21 protein-coding genes are annotated in these 18,184 nt (G+C 62.3%); 5 read left to right on the forward strand and 16 right to left on the reverse strand.

Annotation, left to right across the window (positions count from 1 at the left end):
* Positions 1 to 35: 35 nt before the first annotated feature.
* The 3 genes from ntrC to dusB are packed head-to-tail and all read right to left on the reverse strand — an operon-like array spanning position 36 to position 3,660.
* Positions 36 to 1,496, reverse strand: coding sequence for a nitrogen regulation protein NR(I) (gene ntrC / locus FJV83_RS30955; RefSeq protein WP_010909344.1), 1,461 nt, complete (start codon positions 1,494 to 1,496; stop codon positions 36 to 38).
* Complete coding sequence (locus FJV83_RS30960; protein WP_095775759.1) at positions 1,493 to 2,635, reverse strand: nitrogen regulation protein NR(II); 1,143 nt, start codon at positions 2,633 to 2,635, stop codon at positions 1,493 to 1,495. Before FJV83_RS30960 ends, ntrC begins: the two co-directional genes overlap by 4 nt.
* A complete protein-coding gene (gene dusB, locus FJV83_RS30965) occupies positions 2,632 to 3,660 on the reverse strand; it encodes a tRNA dihydrouridine synthase DusB (RefSeq protein WP_142887243.1) in 1,029 nt (342 codons plus the stop codon). The genes FJV83_RS30960 and dusB overlap by 4 nt, the downstream gene beginning before the upstream one ends.
* 244 nt (positions 3,661 to 3,904) lie before the next feature.
* On the opposite strand from dusB, the gene FJV83_RS30970 reads away from it, so the two are divergent.
* Both FJV83_RS30970 and FJV83_RS30975 read left to right on the forward strand, forming a co-directional pair.
* Positions 3,905 to 5,128, forward strand: a complete 1,224-nt coding sequence (locus FJV83_RS30970) for a bifunctional 2-C-methyl-D-erythritol 4-phosphate cytidylyltransferase/2-C-methyl-D-erythritol 2,4-cyclodiphosphate synthase (RefSeq protein WP_142887242.1) — start codon at positions 3,905 to 3,907, stop codon at positions 5,126 to 5,128.
* A complete protein-coding gene (locus FJV83_RS30975; RefSeq protein ID WP_142887241.1) occupies positions 5,125 to 5,613 on the forward strand; it encodes a CinA family protein in 489 nt (162 codons plus the stop codon). Before FJV83_RS30970 ends, FJV83_RS30975 begins: the two co-directional genes overlap by 4 nt.
* On the opposite strand, the gene FJV83_RS30980 is transcribed toward FJV83_RS30975, so the two are convergent.
* From FJV83_RS30980 to FJV83_RS31025, 10 genes are all read right to left on the reverse strand, one after another.
* A complete protein-coding gene (locus FJV83_RS30980) occupies positions 5,610 to 6,065 on the reverse strand; it encodes a type II toxin-antitoxin system RatA family toxin (protein ID WP_142887240.1) in 456 nt (151 codons plus the stop codon). The two genes, FJV83_RS30975 and FJV83_RS30980, sit on opposite strands and share 4 nt — an antisense overlap.
* A gap of 10 nt (positions 6,066 to 6,075) precedes the next feature.
* Positions 6,076 to 7,041, reverse strand: coding sequence for a lipoyl synthase (lipA, locus tag FJV83_RS30985; protein WP_095793093.1), 966 nt, complete (start codon positions 7,039 to 7,041; stop codon positions 6,076 to 6,078).
* Positions 7,042 to 7,178: 137 nt separating this feature from the next.
* The gene (locus FJV83_RS30990) at positions 7,179 to 7,436 is read right to left on the reverse strand and encodes a GlsB/YeaQ/YmgE family stress response membrane protein (RefSeq protein WP_095775765.1); all 258 of its coding nucleotides are present in this window, start codon (positions 7,434 to 7,436) and stop codon (positions 7,179 to 7,181) included.
* A gap of 99 nt (positions 7,437 to 7,535) precedes the next feature.
* Positions 7,536 to 8,981, reverse strand: a complete 1,446-nt coding sequence (lpdA, locus tag FJV83_RS30995) for a dihydrolipoyl dehydrogenase (RefSeq protein WP_095788723.1) — start codon at positions 8,979 to 8,981, stop codon at positions 7,536 to 7,538.
* A gap of 16 nt (positions 8,982 to 8,997) precedes the next feature.
* Positions 8,998 to 9,633, reverse strand: coding sequence for an SGNH/GDSL hydrolase family protein (locus FJV83_RS31000; RefSeq protein ID WP_142887239.1), 636 nt, complete (start codon positions 9,631 to 9,633; stop codon positions 8,998 to 9,000).
* Between the two features lie 19 nt (positions 9,634 to 9,652).
* Complete coding sequence (locus FJV83_RS31005; RefSeq protein ID WP_246691940.1) at positions 9,653 to 9,937, reverse strand: hypothetical protein; 285 nt, start codon at positions 9,935 to 9,937, stop codon at positions 9,653 to 9,655.
* Positions 9,938 to 9,951: 14 nt separating this feature from the next.
* Positions 9,952 to 11,328 (reverse strand): pyruvate dehydrogenase complex dihydrolipoamide acetyltransferase, encoded by a 1,377-nt coding sequence (locus tag FJV83_RS31010; protein WP_142887238.1) that lies wholly within the window; start codon positions 11,326 to 11,328, stop codon positions 9,952 to 9,954.
* An 18-nt stretch (positions 11,329 to 11,346) separates the two neighbouring features.
* Entirely contained in the window at positions 11,347 to 12,732 is a 1,386-nt protein-coding gene (locus FJV83_RS31015; RefSeq protein ID WP_095775769.1) for a pyruvate dehydrogenase complex E1 component subunit beta, read from the reverse strand.
* A gap of 14 nt (positions 12,733 to 12,746) precedes the next feature.
* A complete protein-coding gene (pdhA, locus tag FJV83_RS31020) occupies positions 12,747 to 13,784 on the reverse strand; it encodes a pyruvate dehydrogenase (acetyl-transferring) E1 component subunit alpha (protein ID WP_142887237.1) in 1,038 nt (345 codons plus the stop codon).
* A gap of 193 nt (positions 13,785 to 13,977) precedes the next feature.
* On the reverse strand, positions 13,978 to 14,301 hold the full coding sequence (locus FJV83_RS31025) for a septum formation initiator family protein (protein ID WP_142887236.1): 324 nt from the start codon (positions 14,299 to 14,301) through the stop codon (positions 13,978 to 13,980).
* 215 nt (positions 14,302 to 14,516) lie between these two features.
* Between FJV83_RS31025 and FJV83_RS31030 the strand changes: the two genes are divergently transcribed.
* Both FJV83_RS31030 and FJV83_RS31035 read left to right on the forward strand, forming a co-directional pair.
* Positions 14,517 to 15,035: a MarR family transcriptional regulator gene (locus FJV83_RS31030; protein ID WP_095793096.1), complete on the forward strand. Its 519-nt coding sequence runs from the start codon at positions 14,517 to 14,519 to the stop codon at positions 15,033 to 15,035.
* Complete coding sequence (locus FJV83_RS31035; protein WP_095775772.1) at positions 15,032 to 15,628, forward strand: gamma carbonic anhydrase family protein; 597 nt, start codon at positions 15,032 to 15,034, stop codon at positions 15,626 to 15,628. Before FJV83_RS31030 ends, FJV83_RS31035 begins: the two co-directional genes overlap by 4 nt.
* A gap of 172 nt (positions 15,629 to 15,800) precedes the next feature.
* Here FJV83_RS31035 and eno read toward each other — a convergent pair whose 3' ends face one another.
* Positions 15,801 to 17,075 carry a phosphopyruvate hydratase gene (eno, locus tag FJV83_RS31040; protein WP_142875942.1) on the reverse strand — a complete coding sequence of 425 codons (1,275 nt, stop codon included), beginning with the start codon at positions 17,073 to 17,075 and terminating at the stop codon, positions 15,801 to 15,803.
* A 199-nt stretch (positions 17,076 to 17,274) separates the two neighbouring features.
* Here eno and FJV83_RS37600 point away from each other — a divergent pair, with 199 nt between their 5' ends.
* Positions 17,275 to 17,400, forward strand: coding sequence for a hypothetical protein (locus tag FJV83_RS37600; RefSeq protein WP_095775774.1), 126 nt, complete (start codon positions 17,275 to 17,277; stop codon positions 17,398 to 17,400).
* Between the two features lie 61 nt (positions 17,401 to 17,461).
* On the opposite strand, the gene FJV83_RS31050 is transcribed toward FJV83_RS37600, so the two are convergent.
* Both FJV83_RS31050 and FJV83_RS31055 read right to left on the reverse strand, forming a co-directional pair.
* Positions 17,462 to 17,827: a PRC-barrel domain-containing protein gene (locus FJV83_RS31050; RefSeq protein ID WP_032933411.1), complete on the reverse strand. Its 366-nt coding sequence runs from the start codon at positions 17,825 to 17,827 to the stop codon at positions 17,462 to 17,464.
* Positions 17,828 to 17,908: 81 nt separating this feature from the next.
* Positions 17,909 to 18,112, reverse strand: a complete 204-nt coding sequence (locus tag FJV83_RS31055; RefSeq protein ID WP_142887235.1) for a dodecin family protein — start codon at positions 18,110 to 18,112, stop codon at positions 17,909 to 17,911.
* Between the last annotated feature and the right edge of the window lie 72 nt (positions 18,113 to 18,184).

Raw genomic sequence — 18,184 nt, forward strand, 5'->3', positions numbered from 1 at the left:
CTCAGTCCCCTGAAAAGAGTGCGTCAGACCAGCACTCAGCCCGGCCGCGACGATTTATAGACGTTGACGCCCAGTTCGCGAATCTTCTTGCGCAGCGTGTTGCGGTTCAGCCCCAGCAGTTCCGCAGCCTTGATCTGATTGCCGCGGGTTGCCGTCATCGAGGCCAGGACCAGCGGATATTCGACTTCGGACAGGATGCGCTGGTAGAGCCCGGCTGGCGGCAATTCGCCGGCAAACGAGGCGAAATAGCGCTGCAGGAAATGCTCCACCGCCTGGCCGATGGAAAGGTCGTCGGGAATGAGGTTGCCGCCGCCGGGGACCACGGGGCGCTCGCCGGTCTTCAGCTCCGCCTCGATGATTTCGGCGGAGATCTCATCCTGTGAATAGAGCGCGGCCAGCCGGCGAACCAGGTTTTCCAGTTCGCGCACATTGCCCGGCCACGGGTAGCGCTTCATCAGTTCGATGCCGCCGGATGAAATACGCTTGGTCTGCAGCCCTTCCATTTCGCCGAGCTTGAAGAAGTGGCGCACGAGATCAGGCACGTCCTCGGAGCGCTCGCGCAGCGCCGGCAACCTCAGCGGAACGACATTGAGACGATAGAACAGATCCTCGCGGAACAATCCCTGGTTGATTAGGGTACGCAGATCCTTGTTGGTGGCGGCGACGATGCGCACATCCGTCTTGATCGGCGTGCGGCCGCCGACCGTCGTGTATTCGCCCTGCTGCAGGACACGCAGCAGGCGCGTCTGCGCCTCCATCGGCATGTCACCGATCTCGTCGAGGAACAGCGTGCCGCCCTCGGCCTGCTCGAAGCGGCCGGTGGAGCGGTTCTGGGCGCCGGTGAAAGCGCCCTTCTCGTGGCCGAACAGTTCCGATTCGATCAGGTCGCGCGGGATCGCCGCCATGTTGATGGCAACGAACGGTCCGCCGCGACGGCGGCCATATTCATGCAGCGCGCGCGCCACCAGTTCCTTGCCGGTGCCGGATTCGCCCGAGATCATCACCGTCAGGTCGGTCTGCATCATGCGCGCCAGCATGCGATAGATGTCCTGCATGGCCGCCGAGCGGCCGACCAGCGGCATCGTTTCGGGCTGCTCGTCGGGCCGCGCATCGATTTTCGGCCGGCGGGGCTCCGACAGCGCCCGGTTGACGATATTGAGCAGTTCGGTCAGGTCGAACGGTTTCGGCAGATATTCATAGGCACCGGTCTCGGATGCACGGATTGCCGTCATGAACGTGTTCTGGGCGCTCATGACGATCACGGGCAGCTCCGGCCGCGCCTTCTTGATGCGCGGCAGCATGTCGAAGGCGTTCTCGTCCGGCATGACGACGTCGGTGATGACAAGGTCGCCTTCGCCCGCCGCCACCCAGCGCCACAAGGTCGAGGCGTTGGACGTAACGCGCACCTCGTGGCCGACGCGCGAGAGAGCCTGGTTGAGCACGGTGCGGATCGCCGCATCGTCATCGGCGACGAGAATATTGCCGCGAGCGGTCATTTGCGGTCTCCTTCACCGTCTTCTTCAGGGCCGAACGGCGTTTCCTTCCAGGCCGGCATCAGGATGCGGAAGGTGGTCCCGCGCGGGGTCGATTCGCATTCGATGATGCCGCCATGCTCGCCGACGATCTTGGCGACCAGCGCCAAGCCCAGTCCCGAGCCGTTCGGTTTGGTGGTGATGAAGGGATCGAACAGGATCGGCAGGATATCCTCCGAGACACCGGAGCCATTGTCGCGCACGCAGAACTCGAGCGGCAGCGACACGCGATCCTGCGTGCCTGGAACCGAAACGCGGATGCCCGGCCGGAAGGCAGTCGACAGCACGATCTCGCCATGGGGGTCGCTGCCGATTGCCTCGGCGGCGTTCTTGACCAGGTTCAGGAACACCTGGATCAGTTGGTCGCGATTGGCGAATACCGGAGGCAATGATGGATCATAGTCCTCCAATATCCTGATTTTCTTCGCAAAACCGTTCTTTGCGATCGCCTTCACATGGTCGAGTACGACATGGATGTTGACGGGGTAGCGATCGATCGGCCGCTCGTCGGAAAACACCTCCATGCGATCGACCAGCGAGACGATGCGGTCCGTCTCGTCGGTGATAAGCCGGGTCAGTGCGCGGTCTTCATCGGAGGCGGATAGTTCGAGCAGTTGCGCGGCGCCGCGGATGCCGGAGAGCGGGTTCTTGATCTCGTGGGCGAGCATCGCTGCCAGGCCGGTCACAGAGCGTGCGGCACCGCGATGCGTCATCTGCCGGTCGATCTTGTCGGCCATCGACCGTTCCTGGAACATGACCACGACGGAGCCCGGGAATTCCGTCACTGGTGCGACATAGAGATCGACGACCTTCTCGATGCCGAGGCGTGGCGACGACACATCGACCCGATACTCGTTGACCGGAGCCCGACGCTCGCGCACCTGATCGACCAGGGTCAGCAGCGGACTGCCGAAGGGGACGAGCTTGGACAGCGTGTTGCGCGCCAGCATGGTCGCGCTGGAGCGAAAGAAATCCTCGGCATCGGCATTGGCGAAGGTGATGAACCCGTCCTCGCTGATCATGATCACCGGGCGGCGGATGGTGTTGAGGACGATCTGGGCGGCATCCACCATTTCAGTTCCCTGGCCAGCGGTGGCGTTCATGCGGCGCTCCGCAGGCTCAAGGGTTGCGGATCGCGCGAAAACACATTGCGCAGCAAGGCAATGACGCGGGCCGGATCGAACGACGTCAGGATGGCCTTTCGGTGGTCGTCGGCGACGCCAACGGCATGGCGATCGAGATACCAGCCCAGATGTTTGCGCGCCTGGCGCAAACCGCTCTCGACGCCATAAAGCGCCAGCATGTCCTCGTAGTGGCCGACGATATAGTCGGCCAGAGCCGCGGGAGTCTGCGGCACGTTGGCCGCCGTTTGGCCTGCCGCAGCTGCCGCGATGCCACCGGCGATCCAGGGCGCGCCGTAATGCGCGCGACCGACCATCACAGCGTCGGCGCCGGATTGGCCGAGAATGGCGGCTGCCTCGGCCGGGGAACAGACATCGCCATTGGCAACGACCGGAATGGACACGGCTTCCTTGACACGGGCGATGGCGCGCCAGTCGGCCTTGCCCTGATAGAACTGGCAGCGCGTGCGGCCGTGCACCGTCACCATCTTGACGCCCGCTTGCTCGGCCCGGCGCGCGAGGATGGGCGCATTGAACGCGCCTTCGTCCCAGCCGAGCCGCATCTTGACCGTCACCGGCACCTTGACCGCGCCGACCACAGCCTCGATCAGCGACAGCGCATGGTCAAGATCCAGCATCAATGCCGAGCCGGCATAACCACCGGTGACCTTCTTGGCCGGGCAGCCCATGTTGATGTCGATGATGTCGGCGCCCTCGCCTGCGGCAATCCGTGCGCCTTCGGCCATGTGGATCGCTTCGCGGCCGGCTAGCTGCACCATATGGACCGGCAGGCCGGAATGCCGTATGCGCAGGTCGAAGCCGGCCCTACCCTTGGCGAGTTCGCCGCTTGCCACCATTTCGGACACGACCAGGCCCGCGCCATGCGCATGGGCGCGCTGCCGGAAAGGCTCGTCGGTGATTCCCGACATCGGCGCGAGGAATACGCGGTTGCGGATTTCCACGCCGCCGACGTTCAAAGGCGCGGCCAATCTGGTTGAGTTAACCATGCACAAAAACCAAGCATGTCCATTCGTTGCACATTCTCTAGCCATATCAGCGGCAATGTGCAACGCGGAATGACGTCACATTGAGGCGCAATCGGGAAAATTCCAGAGCCTTGGGGATTTGCCGTGGCCAAGGCGCCGCGCGTCCTTCATGCCGTGTGAAGGAGGCTTTTGAGTTCATATTTGACGCACGATCTTTTCGGAAAACCAATTACACTTTTGGGGATCGTGCGCTAAGCCAATCGCCATGACTGACGGAAGTGAAAACTCGAGCGCGACAGGTGGGGTTGCGGTGGTGATCGTCGCCGCCGGCCGCGGCGCTCGTGCCGGGCAGGCCAACGGACCCAAGCAGTACCAGAACATTGGCGGCCGCGCTGTCATTGCGCACACGCTGGAGATGTTTCTGACCCATCCGCGAACTGGCCGGATCGTTGTCGCCATCCACGCCGACGACCACGAATTGTTCCGGCAAGCAGCGGGCGCACAGGCACAGCGCGTCACTGCCATCATTGGCGGACCGACCAGGCAGGAGTCCGTTCGGCTCGGGCTGCTGGCGCTGAAGGACCACGCGCCGGGCCAGGTTCTGATTCACGACGCCGTCCGCCCGTTCGTCGATGCGGAGTTGATCGACCGCACCATCGCCGCCATCGGCGAGAACGAGGGGGCGTTGCCCGCCCTGCCCGTCGCCGACACGCTGAAGCGCGAGTCGGCCGCCGGCGTGGTCGCGGAGACCGTTTCCCGCAGCGGGCTGCACGCGGCGCAAACGCCGCAAGGTTTTCCCTACGGGCCGATCCTTGCCGCGCACGACAGGGCCTACCAACTGGGCAGGCTGGATTTCACCGATGACGCGGCCATCGCCGAATGGGCGCAGATACCAGTCAATCTCGTTCCGGGCTCGCCGGACAATGTCAAACTCACCTGGGCACGGGACATCGCCATGGCGCACCAGCGGCTTTCCAGCGAACGCACGCATTTCCCCGACATCCGCACCGGCAACGGCTACGATGTCCACGCCTTTGAGCCCGGCGATCACGTCACACTGTGCGGCGTCGCCATTCCACATGACAAGAAACTGTCCGGTCATTCCGATGCCGATGTCGGCCTGCACGCCTTGACCGACGCCCTGCTGGCAACCTGCGGCGCCGGCGACATCGGCACGCATTTTCCGCCATCCGATCCGCAGTGGAAAGGTGCGGCGTCGCGGATCTTCGTCGAACACGCGGCGAAGCTGGTGCGCGAGCGCGGCGGACGCATCGCCAATGCCGACGTCACATTGATCTGCGAGGCGCCGCGCGTCGGGCCGCATCGCGAGGCGATGACGGCAGCCCTGTCGCGGATGCTGGGGATTTCCGCCGACCGTATCTCGATCAAGGCGACAACCAACGAAAAATTGGGCTTTGTCGGTCGTGAAGAAGGCATTGCGGCGATCGCCACCGCCAGCGTGGTGTTCCCCGGCGAGGTGCCGGAATGAGCAACGCCGAACTGGCCATTGCCCTGTTCGAGGCCTGCCGCGAACGCGGCATCATGGTGGCGACGGCGGAAAGCTGCACCGGCGGCATGATCATCGCCGCGCTGACCGACATTGCCGGTTCCTCGGCCGTGGTCGATCGCGGCTTCATCACCTATTCCAACGACGCCAAGATGGACATGCTTGGCGTTTCAGCGGCGACGCTCGAGGCGCATGGCGCGGTGTCCCGCGAGACGGCAATCGAGATGGCGGCCGGAGCACTTGCCCATTCGCGAGCGGGACTAACCCTTGCGGTCACCGGTATCGCCGGGCCAGGCGGCGGTTCGGCGCAGAAGCCTGTCGGCCTGGTGTGGTTCGGCGTCGGGCTGGAAGGTCAAACCGTGACGGCCGAACACAGGCAGTTTGCCGATAAGGGCCGCGATTTCATCCGCCGTGAGACGGTCGGGCACGCCCTGGAACTTGGACTGCGAGCGCTTGGCCGGAATTAGGTCGACGCGACGCCATAGATGACGTCGGCACGCTTTTCGAAAGCCTCGGCGAACATGCGGAAGGCACGGTCGAACATGGTGCCCATCAGCGCGCCCAGGATACGGCTCTTGAACTCATAGTCGATGAAGAAGCGAACGGCACAGCCGGCGCCATCGGGCTCGAAACGCCAGACATTGCTCAGATATTTGAACGGACCATCGATATACTTCACGTCGATGGCGTTCTCGTCGGGCTTCAAAAGCACCTGCGTCGTGAAGGTCTCGCGGATCGCCTTGTAGCCTATGCTCATGTCGGCCAGGAGAACGGTACGTCCGTCACGCTCCTTGCGCGAGCGTACCGTCAGCGCTTCGCAAAGCGGCAGGAATTGCGGATAGGCCTCGACATCGGCTACCAGCGCAAACATCTGTTGCGGCGTATGGGCGACGCGGCGGGTGGCTTCGAATTTCGGCATTCAACCAGCGCTAGACCGACTTCTGAAGCTGTGCTTCCCGCGCCGCGCGGAGCCGGGCGAAATCGTCGCCGGCATGGTGCGATGAGCGCGTCAGCGGGCTCGATGCCACCAGCAGGAAACCCTTGGTCCGGCCAATCGTCTCGAAGGACTTGAACTCTTCGGGCGTGATGAAGCGGATCACCGGATGGTGCTTCTTCGACGGCTGCAGATACTGGCCGATGGTCATGAAGTCGACATTGGCCGTGCGCAGATCGTCCATCAGCTGCAGGATCTCGTTCCGCTCCTCGCCCAGGCCGACCATGATGCCGGACTTGGTGAAGATCGACGGATCGAGTTCCTTGACCCGTTGCAACAGCCGGATCGAGTGGAAATAGCGGGCACCCGGCCGAACCTTCAGATAATTCGACGGCACGGTTTCGAGATTGTGGTTGAAGACGTCGGGCTTGGCCGCCACCACAATCTCCAGCGCGCCGTCCTTGCGCAGGAAATCAGGCGTCAGGATTTCGATCGTCGTCGACGGCGTTGCCGCGCGGATCGCGCGGATGACATCGGCAAAGTGCTGCGCACCGCCATCGGCAAGATCGTCGCGGTCGACGGAGGTGATGACGACGTGGCTCAGCCCCATCTGCCGGACGGCATGCGCGACGCGGGCCGGCTCGTCGGGGTCGAGTGCGGTCGGAATACCGGTGGCGACATTGCAGAAGGCGCAGGCGCGCGTGCAGATCTCGCCCATGATCATGAAGGTGGCGTGCTTCTTGTCCCAGCACTCGCCGATGTTGGGGCAACCAGCCTCTTCGCAGACCGTCACCAGCTTGTGCGATTTGACGATCTCGCGTGTCTCGGCATAGCCCTTGGAGACCGGCGCCTTGACGCGAATCCAGTCCGGCTTGCGCAACACCTCCTGGTCGGGCTTGTGCGCCTTCTCGGGGTGCCGCAGCCGTGGCGCGTTGGCGATCGTGTCGAGGACAGTAACCATCTGGACCCTGGCTTTTCTCGCGACCGCCCGTCGGCGATCGTCACTTCATCGTCATCTAGGACTTTTCGGCGCAAAGAAAAAGGCAGCGGCGGCGCATGCCGCTACAACCGTTTTCGCATAGCCGGGAACGGTACCGACTAGCGGCGCACCAGGCGACCGACCCAGATCAGCAGGCAGGCACCGATGAAGCCGGTGATCAGATAGGCGGTCCAGCCGACGCCGAACGGGCCGAAATTGAGCGCCTGCAGGATGGCGTTCAACACGATCGCTCCAACGATGCCCATGATAATGTTCATGAAAATGCCAGTGTTGCTCTTCATGACCATTTCGGCGAACCAGCCTGCCAGGCCGCCGATAATGATGGCTGCGATCCAGCCCACGCCGTTCAAGTGCATATGCCTTCTCCTTGCGCGCGTAAAAATGCATGCGGAAACGAGCTGCCTTGCCGTCGAACTCCTGCGGCTTTCGCGGTTGAGTCTCTTGCGGCGAATCTATCATGCGTTCAGCGCGCGGCCATAGGCGTCGAGCACGCTCTCCTTCATCATCTCCGACAGCGTCGGATGCGGGAAGATGGTGTGCATCAGCTCTTCCTCGGTCGTCTCCAAGTTCATCGCGACGACAAAGCCCTGGATCAGTTCGGTCACCTCGGCGCCGACCATATGGGCGCCGAGCAGCTGACCGGTCTTCTTGTCGAAGATGGTCTTGATGAAGCCCTGATCCTCGCCAAGCGCGATCGCCTTGCCGTTGGCGGCGAACTGGAAGCGGCCGACGCGGATATCCTTGCCTTCGGCCTTGGCCTTGGCTTCCGTCAGGCCGACGGAGGCGACCTGCGGATTGCAGTAGGTGCAGCCGGGAATCTTGAGCTTGTCGATGGCGTGCACGCCGGGGAAGTTGGCGATCTTTTCCACGCACACAACGCCCTCATGCTCGGCCTTGTGGGCAAGCATGGGAGGGCCGGCGACATCGCCGATGGCGTAGATGCCGGGTACGTTCGTCTTGCCGTAGCCGTCGACGACGACGCAGCCGCGGTCGGTCTTCACGCCGAGCGCTTCAAGGCCGAGATTCTCGATATTGCCCTGGACGCCGACGGCCGAGATCATGCGGTCGGCGGTGATCTTCTCGACCTTGCCGTCCTTCATCTCGACATGCGCGGTGACCGAGTTGGCGCCCTTCTCGACCTTGGTCACCTTGGCTTCGAGAATGATCTTCATGCCTTGCTTCTCGAACTGTTTTTGCGCGAATTTCGAGACTTCGGCGTCCTCGACCGGCATCACCGCCGGCAACAGCTCGACCACCGTCACCTCGGCACCCATGGTGCGGTAGAAGGAAGCAAATTCGATGCCGATGGCGCCCGAGCCCATCACCAGCAGCGATTTCGGCATCTCCTTTGGCACCATGGCCTCGAAATAGGTCCAGATGAGCTTGCCGTCCGGCTCGATGCCGGGCAGCGCGCGCGGCCGCGCGCCGGTCGCCAGGATGATGTGCTTGGCGGTGTAGGTGCCCTCGCCCTTGACGCCCTTCGGCACCGGCGGCTGCGGTTCCATCGGCTTCTTGGCCGTCTTGGAGACGACGACCTCGCCGGGTTTCGACAGCTTGGCTTCGCCCCAAATGACGTCGACCTTGTTCTTCTTCATCAGGAAGGCAACGCCGCCATTGAGCCGCAGCGAGACTTTGCGCGAGCGATCAACGACGGCCGAGGTGTCGACGCTGACCTTGCCGTCGAGCTTCAGGCCATAGTCCTTCAGATGGTCGGAATAGTGCATGATCTCGGCCGAGCGCAGCAGCGCCTTGGTCGGAATGCAGCCCCAGTTGAGGCAGATGCCGCCGAGATGTTCGCGCTCGACGATGGCCGTCTTGAAGCCGAGCTGGGCGGAACGTACCGCCGTGACATAGCCGCCGGGGCCGGAGCCGATGATGATGACGTCGTAGTTCTCAGCCACGGATTTTCTCCTTCAATCACAATTCCAGCATGACGCGCACGACCGATGTCAGCGTCTTGCCGATGTTTCGCGTGTTTTCGGCATCGAGATGGACGCCGTCGAGGGGTGTGGTTTGCGCCACCGTGCCGGCATCGAAGAAGCCGCAGCCGACTTCGTCGGCGAGCGCCGCATATTGCGGGGCGAGCTGCTTCGACGCCTCGTCGCCGCCGGCAAACATGTCCCTGAAGTCGGCATTTTCGGTGCGGCTTACAACGGGCGGCGACACAATGAGTATCTGTGGCGCCGGCCAGTCGAACGGATAGTCATGACCGCGCACGATGTCGATCAACCGTTGGATGCCTTGCTTGGCCGCGACCGGATTGCCGTGGATCCAAGGCTTCATGTCGTTGGCGCCGAGCATGATGACGATCAGATCGATCGGTGCATGCGTCGTCAGCACCGTCGGCAACAGCCGCGCGCCGTTGCGATCGGCACCTGCCAGATGGTCGTCGAAGGCCGTGGTGCGGCCATTGAGTCCGTCGGCGATAACCTGGACGCCACTGCCAAGCCCGGTCTGCAGGACGCTTGGCCAGCGGTCTTCCAGCGCATGGCGCCCGCCTTCGGCGTTGTAACCCCAGGTCAGCGAGTCGCCGTAGCAAAGCACCGTCTTCATGCGTTCACCTGTGCATTCATCAAACCGCGCCCCAACCGCCAGCGTACGAACAGCCAGTGGACCAGCACCGTGGCCAAGCTTGGCAAGACCAGGCCGGCGACGAGTCGATGATCGCGGGTGCATTCGAAAAAAACTTCGCAACGAAAAACACAATCGTCACGACAATGGTGACAAGCGCGGACGCCATGAACACCAGCATGTATTCTTCCCGGGCCTGCGTTGCGGTGGCCAGTCCCAGCGCCGTCAGACCGCCGGCAAACCAGGAAATGAAAAAGGCGAAAAGGCTGGTGAAGAACTTCCGCACAGCCTTTTCCTTTCCTAGACCAGCATGCCCATCGGGTTCTCGATCAGCCGCTTGAAGGCGACGAGCAGTTCCGCGCCGAGCGCCCCGTCAACCGCGCGATGGTCGGTCGACAGCGTCACCGACATCACGGTGGCGATTTTGATCTCGCCATTCTTGACCACCGCCCGCTCCTCGCCGGCACCGACCGCCAGGATCGTCGCATGCGGCGGGTTGATGACGGCGGCAAAATCCTTGATGCCGAACATGCCGAGATTGGAGACGGCCGTCGTGCCGCCCTGATACTCTTCCGGCTTCAGCTTGCGGCTGCGGGCGCGGCTGGCCAGGTCCTTCATCTCGTTGGAGATGGTGGACAGCGTCTTTTCATCCGCATGCCGAATGATCGGCGTGATCAGGCCGCCGGGGATCGACACGGCAACGCCGACATCGGCATGCTTGTGCTTGACCATGGCGCTTTCGGTCCATGACGCATTGGCATCCGGCACCGCCTTCAGCGCCATCGCCATCGCCTTGATGACCATGTCGTTGACCGACAGCTTGTAGGCAGGCACGTCACCCTTCTCGGTCTTTTTCATTGGTGCGGCCGCATTGATCTGCGTGCGCAATGCCAGCAACGCATCGAGTTCGCAGTCGAGCGTGAGGTAGAAATGCGGGATGGTGGACTTGGCCTCGACCAGGCGACGCGCAATGGTCTTGCGCATGTTGTCGTGCGGGACGAGTTCGTAGGAGCCGGGTTCAAACAGCTTCAGCACCTGGTCGTCCGACATCGCTTTCACCGCCGGAGCAGCGGCGGCAGGTGCACCGGCAGGAGCCTTGGCGGCGGGCTCAGCCCTGGCCCCGCCACCGGCAATCGCGGCATCGACATCGGCCTTCACCACGCGGCCATGCGGGCCGGTGCCGGTCACGGCTGACACATCGACGCCGGCTTCCTTGGCGATACGGCGTGCGAGCGGCGATGCGAAGGTGCGCTCGCCAGTCGCATGGCCATTGGCGACCGGAGCCGGCTCTGCCTTCGGAGCGGCTGCGGCAGCAGGTTCAGCCTTTGGTGCCTCAGCCTTTGGTGCCTCAGCCTTGGGAGCGTCCGCTTTCGGCGCTTCGGCTTTCGCCGGTGCGGTACCGCCACCGCTTTTCGCGGCGGCGCCCGCATCCTCGCCCTCAGCGGCAAGCACGGCGATCAGCGCGTTGACCTTGACGCCTTCGGTGCCGGCGGGAACGACGAGCTTGGCGACCGTGCCCTCGTCGACAGCCTCGACCTCCATAGTCGCCTTGTCGGTCTCGATCTCGGCGATGACATCGCCCGGCGAAACCTTATCGCCTTCCTTGACCAGCCACTTCGACAGATTGCCCTCTTCCATCGTGGGCGAGAGCGCCGGCATGGTGATGTTGATTGGCATTTTGTCCTCCCGGCCGGTTCAGCGATACGTGACGGCTTTGACTGCCTCGATGACCTCGCCGACATTCGGCAAGGCCAGCTTTTCGAGGTTGGCCGCATAAGGCATCGGCACATCCTTGCCGGCAATGGTGATGACCGGTGCGTCGAGAAAATCGAAGGCGCGCTGCGACACCTGGTTGGCGATATGGTCGCCGACCGAGCTCTGCGGATAGCCTTCTTCGACCACGACAAGCCGGTTGGTCTTCTTGACCGAAGCGATGATGGTGTCGAGGTCGAGCGGGCGGACGGTGCGCAGATCGATGATCTCGGCGTCGATGCCCATGCCGCGCAGTTCGGCTTCGGCCTTGACCGCGTAGGTCATGCCGATGCCGAAGGAAACGATGGTGACATCCTTGCCTTGCTTGTGGATGCGGGCCTTGCCGATCGGCAGCACGAAATCATCAAGCTTCGGCACGTCGAAGGATTGGCCGTAGAGGATTTCGTTCTCGAGGAAGATGACCGGGTTCGGGTCGCGGATGGCTGCCTTGAGCAGACCCTTGGCGTCGGCGGCCGTATACGGCATCACCACCTTCAGGCCAGGAATGTGGCTGTACCACGCGGCGTAACACTGCGAGTGCTGGGCGGCGACGCGGGCAGCAGCCCCGTTCGGTCCGCGGAACACGATCGGCGCGCCCATCTGGCCGCCGGACATGTAGAGCGTCTTGGCGGCCGAATTGATGATCTGATCGATCGCCTGCATGGCGAAGTTGAAGGTCATGAACTCGACGATCGGCTTCAACCCGGCCATCGCCGCACCGACGCCGACGCCTGCAAACCCATGCTCGGTAATCGGCGTGTCGACGACGCGACGCGGCCCGAACTCCTGCAGCAACCCTTGGGTGATCTTGTAGGCGCCCTGGTATTCGGCGACCTCCTCGCCCATGACGAAGACATCGCCGTCGCGGCGCATTTCCTCGGCCATGGCATCGCGCAGTGCTTCGCGCACCGTGGTCGAGACCATCTCGGTGCCCGCGGGGACATCCGGGTCAGCGGCAATCTCGGTCTTCGGCGCCGCCGCGACAGGTGCCGCGGCCTCGTTCTTCGCCGCAGTTGGCGCCGGCGCAGCCGTTTCAGCCTTGGCGGGCTCTTCGCCAATACCTTCGCCGGCCTTGTCGGTGTCTTCGCCGTCAACCGCAAGCACGGCGATCACCGCGTTGACCTTGACGCCTTCGGTGCCGGCGGGAACCACGATCTTGGCAAGCGTGCCTTCGTCGACGGCTTCGACTTCCATCGTCGCCTTGTCGGTCTCGATCTCGGCGATGACGTCGCCGGCGACGACCTTGTCGCCCTCGTTCTTCAACCACTTGGAAAGATTGCCCTCTTCCATGGTCGGCGAGAGCGCGGGCATGAGAATTTCGATCGGCATGTCCTGGCCCTCCCTTACAATACGATATCGGTCCAGAGCTCGGACGGATCCGGCTCCGCATCGTTCTGGGCAAATTCGGCGGCGTCGGCGACGATGTCGCGAACCTCCTTGTCGATGGCCTTGAGTTCGTCCTCGGTCGCCCATTTCTTCTCGGTCAACCGCGCCTTGACCTGTTCGATCGGGTCATGCTGGGAGCGCATCTTCTGCACTTCTTCCTTCGAGCGGTATTTCGCCGGGTCGGACATCGAGTGACCACGATAGCGATAGGTCTGCATTTCGAGAATGATCGGCCCGTTGCCGCCGCGGCACCATTCGGTCGCCTGATCGCCGGCGGATTTGACCGCGCGCACATCCATGCCGTCGACCTGAATGCCGGGAATCTTGAACGAGGCGCCACGATGCGAAAAATTGGTTTCGGCCGACGAGCGCGACACCGAGGTGCCCATGGCGTAGCGATTGTTCTCGATGATGTAGATCACCGGCAGCTTCCACAGCGAGGCCATGTTGAAGCTTTCATAGACTTGGCCCTGGTTGGCGGCGCCGTCGCCGAAATAGGTCAGCGAAACGTTGTTGTTGTCGCGGTAGCGGTTGGCGAACGCCAAGCCCGTGCCGAGCGACACCTGCGCGCCGACAATGCCGTGGCCGCCGTAAAAATGCTTTTCCTTGGAGAACATGTGCATCGAGCCGCCCTTGCCCCTGGATAGGCCGCCACGGCGTCCGGTCAGTTCGGCCATGACGCCGCGCGGGGAAAGCTCCATGGCCAGCATGTGGCCGTGGTCACGATAGGCCGTGATCATCTGGTCGCCATCAATCAGCGCCATCTTCATGCCGGTGACGACAGCTTCCTGGCCGATATAGAGATGGCAGAAGCCGCCGATGAAGCCCATGCCGTAGAGCTGGCCGGCCTTTTCCTCGAAGCGGCGGATGAGCAGCATGTGCCGATACGCGGCAAGCTCCTCATCCTTGGTGAATTCAGCAGGCTTGGGCGCGGAAAGCCCTGATTTGGCTTCGGATTTGGATTTGGCAGGCGCTTTTCTGGCTGCGGTGGCCATGCATCACTCCCTGTTGGCGTCTCTTTGCGGACATTAGGGCAGGATGAAATCCGCCCTGGGAAGATCAGCTCTCCCCACCGATTTATGCAAGGCTAACACGCGTTAGAGCGTTGCGCCATGACGAATTTGCATAGCTGGCATGCGCCTAAGCGATTAAAATCATTGAAAATATTGCCGATTAACTGAAATTCAGTTATTTCGACGAGGGCGGCAGCATGATGGTGATTTCATCGGCCTGGGACAGATTGAGCGCCCTGCGCGCCTGTTCGTCAAGCATGTCCTTCTCCAGCGTGCCGTCATGCATCAGCCGAACGCGCCGTTCGAGTTCCATCCGGCGCGCCTTGATCGCATCAAGCTGAGCCTGCAGAGCAACGGTCTGGGCTTCCAGCTGATATTTCGAATTGATGCCGAACTCGCCGTGATAGGCATGGAAGCCGAAATAGGCGAGAAACACCACGCAAAGCGAGGGGATGATCAGCCGGCCGGTATTTCTCTGCTTGTGCTGACGCGTCCACATGATCCGAATCCCCGCCGCCGCGAACTCATGCGGCTCGCATCTTTTTCGCCCGATTGTGCTTAACGGACGGTTACGTGCCGTGGGGTTTGGCGAGCGGGGCATGACCTGGCCCGGCAAGTTGCATCCGGCCGTCGTTTTTTTCAATCCTTTGCAGTCGTGCAGCTTGCATGCGGAAAAGCGGTTGACGTTCTGCCGAAATAACATATGCATACGCTATGCAATTATTGGACGCCAACAAACTCGGCGCGCTCGGCGCCATGATTCGCGACAGGACGGAAGCCTCGTTGAGAGAGCTTTCACCAAGTGCTGCGGCGGTGCTGTCGATGCTGCATTTCAAACCCGGGTTGACGACGACAGAACTCGCCGAGGTCGTCGGCGTCAGTCAACCGACAGCCGTGCGTTTGATCGACGGCCTGGAACGGCAGGCGCTGATAGTGCGTGGCAGCCCGGTGGGTCGCGTCACTCCGCTGTCGCTGACGGAGACTGGCCACGACCAGGTAAGGGAAATGCAAGCTCTTCGGCTCGCCGCGCTCGACGGATTGCTGTCTGCGCTGCAGCCGGACAAGCGGCGGCACTTTGCTTCCATGCTGGACGAGATCCTTGCCGGCGCGACGACTTCCCGCGCTTTCGCGAGAACAACGTGTCGCCTCTGCGAGCATGACCTTTGCGGGCATGAGATTTGCCCGATCGGCTGCCGCGCGGCTGAGATCGAGAGAGAGGAGAGCGAGCGATGATCGTTTCTTATGCAGGGCATTCGCCTGCGATCGACACCGATGCTTGGGTCGCCCCGGATGCCACAGTATGTGGCGATGTCGTCATTGGCGCTGGCAGCCGGATCATGCACGGCGCCCGCCTTGTGGCGGAGGCTGGCGGCTCAATTCGCATTGGCCGCGACTGTATCGTGTTGGAAAATGCAGTGATCCGGGCCACAGCGAGTCATCCTTGCACCATGGGGAACCATTGCCTTGTAGGCCCTAACAGCCACGTGGTTGGCGCGGAAATCGGCGATGACGTTTTTGTCGCTACAGGCGCGGCGGTGTTCCATGGTGCGCACGTAGGCCGCGGATCGGAAGTCCGCATCAATGGCATCGTTCACCTGCGTACCCGCCTCGAACCTGGTACGGTCGTACCGATCGGCTGGATTGCCGTCGGCAATCCAGCTCAGATTCTGCCTCCGGACCAGCATGAAGCGATCTGGTCTCACCAGAAACCGCTCGATTTCCCAGGCTTCGTCTACGGTGTCGAGCGAGACTCGCCGGATATGATGCAGAAAATCACTGCAGACCTCTCGTTGGCGCTAGGCGTGCATCGCACGGAAAGCGCTTGAGCGCTTCCCGCCGCAGCAGAAGCGTTCCAGTTCGAGCTCGGCAGTGCATGTCGCCCAAAGCTTGCTCATGGGGCCAGGACCGAGGGTGCGCAGCGCGTCACACGAGGCCGTGTGACGCGCGTTGGCGGCAGCGAATGACCCGCCCTACACATTCCCTGGAATTTGGCCCGGATCAGGCCTTCAATACCGACTTGCCGGCGTAACTCGCCTGCTTGCCAAGCTCTTCCTCGATGCGGATCAGTTGGTTGTATTTGGCCATGCGGTCGGAGCGCGAGAGCGAACCGGTCTTGATCTGCCCGCAATTGGTGGCGACGGCGAGATCGGCAATGGTCGAATCCTCGGTTTCGCCCGAACGGTGCGACATGACAGCGGTGTAGCCGGCCTTGTGCGCGGTCTCGACGGCATCGAGCGTTTCCGTCAGCGAGCCGATCTGGTTGACCTTGACCAGGATCGAATTGGCAACGCCCATCCGGATGCCGTCGCGTAGACGCGCCGTGTTGGTGACGAAGAGGTCGTCGCCGACCAGCTGCGTCTTCTTGCCGATCAGGTCGGTCAGATACTTCCATCCTTCCCAGTCGTCCTCGGCAAGGCCGTCCTCGATCGAGATGATCGGATAGTCGGCGGCGAGCTTGGCGAGGTACTTGGCCTGGGCCTTGGGATCGCGCGTCTTCTTCTCGCCGTCATAGACGTAATTGCCGTCCTTGAAGAACTCGGTGGCGGCGCAATCGAGGCCGAGCGCGATTTCCTCGCCCGGCTTGAAGCCGGCCTTCTCGATCGATTCCATGATGAAATCGAGCGCCACCGGCGCGCTCTTCAGGTTCGGGGCAAAGCCGCCCTCGTCGCCGACATTGGTGTTGTGGCCGGCATCCTTCAGCTTCTTGCGCAGTGTGTGGAAGATTTCCGAGCCCCAGCGCACGCCTTCGCGCAAAGTCGGCGCGCCGACCGGCAGGATCATGAATTCCTGGAAGTCGATCGGGTTGTCGGCATGAGCGCCGCCATTGATGATGTTCATCATCGGCACAGGCAGGATATGCGCCTTGGTGCCGCCGACATAGCGATAGAGCGGCAGGCCGGCCGCGTCGGCAGCAGCCTTCGCCACCGCCAGCGAAACGCCGAGAATGGCATTGGCGCCGAGCCGGCTCTTGTTGGGCGTGCCGTCGAGCTCGATCATGGTCTGGTCGATATGGATCTGGTTCTCGGCTTCCATGCCGCCGATCGCCTCGAACAGCTCGCCATTGACCGCCTCTACGGCCTTGAGCACGCCCTTGCCGAGATAGCGGGCGCCGCCGTCGCGAAGCTCGACGGCTTCATGGGCGCCGGTCGAGGCGCCCGACGGCACCGCGGCGCGGCCCATCGAACCGTCTTCGAGTACGACATCGACCTCGACGGTCGGGTTTCCACGGCTGTCCAGGATTTCACGTCCGACAATGTCGATGATGGCGGTCATTGCGATGTCCCCGATTGATCTGACGAAAGGTCGCGCCCGTCTTAGCCAAAGCGACGCAAAAGGCAATCCGGCCATGGCCGAATAGTGCCACCAGCCCGATTCACGAAGCGCAAATTTCTGTCATCATAAGTCATGCGCCCGGACATCCATTTCGGGTTATGGCTGTTGTCGCGCGGGGCGAAACAGGAGGAGTTTCGCCATGTCCGAGTTGAGCGGTATCGTGAGTTTGTTCCTGATCGCGGCGGCGTTGCTGACGTCGTGCGACACACAGCAATCGCCGCCAAAGGCCCTTGCGCCTTTGTCGGCGTTGAGCACCAGCGAATAGGCGTTCGCGTTGAATAAAAAAGGACCCCGTCGAGACGGGGCCCTTTTTGATCGTGGCTGCATCAGTGCCAGTAGGGCGTGACCTTGTAATATTCATAGGATGCGTCTCGCGCCGCCTCGCCATCCGCGCCGGCCAATTCGTTGATCGAATAGGCGGGTGCTGCTTTCAGCTGCTCCTTCGAGAAGGGCACGACATAACCGCCCCTGTTCTCGTCGTAGTCGAGGCTGGCCCAGGGAATGGCGTGGTACTTCTCGCCGATGCCGAGAAAACCGCCAAAGCCGATCACCGCGAACATGATGCCGTTCGACGTCTTGTCGAGCATGATGTCCTCGATGCTGCCGATGCTCCTGCCTTCAGTATTGTAGACCGACGTGCCGATGACGCGCGAAGCGGCTATGGCTTCGGTGTGGCCTGTCTGTGTTGTCATAATCTGCTCCGTTGTCGTTGAACTCTGCTTTGACAATGAGGGGCGCGGGTGAAAGTTCCCGACTTTTTCGGCGTCGGCCAATCACTCCGCGAGGATGAAAGTCACCTTCATGTTGACGCGATAGGCAACGATCTTGCCGTCCTCGACGACGATCTTCTGATCCTGGATCCAGGCGCCTTCCACGTTCTTCAGGGTTTTCGCAGCGCGGCCGATTCCCTTCTCGATGGCGTCCTGAAAGCTCTTCTTCGACGACGAGGTGATTTCGGTGACGCGGGCGACGGACATGGCTTCCTCCTGGCAACACGCTCATTTGCCGGCCAAGCGTACAACCGGCCCCTCCCGACCACAAGCACGGCA

This window comes from Mesorhizobium sp. WSM4307 (genome assembly GCF_007003945.1).
In the GTDB taxonomy this organism is placed as follows: domain Bacteria; phylum Pseudomonadota; class Alphaproteobacteria; order Rhizobiales; family Rhizobiaceae; genus Mesorhizobium.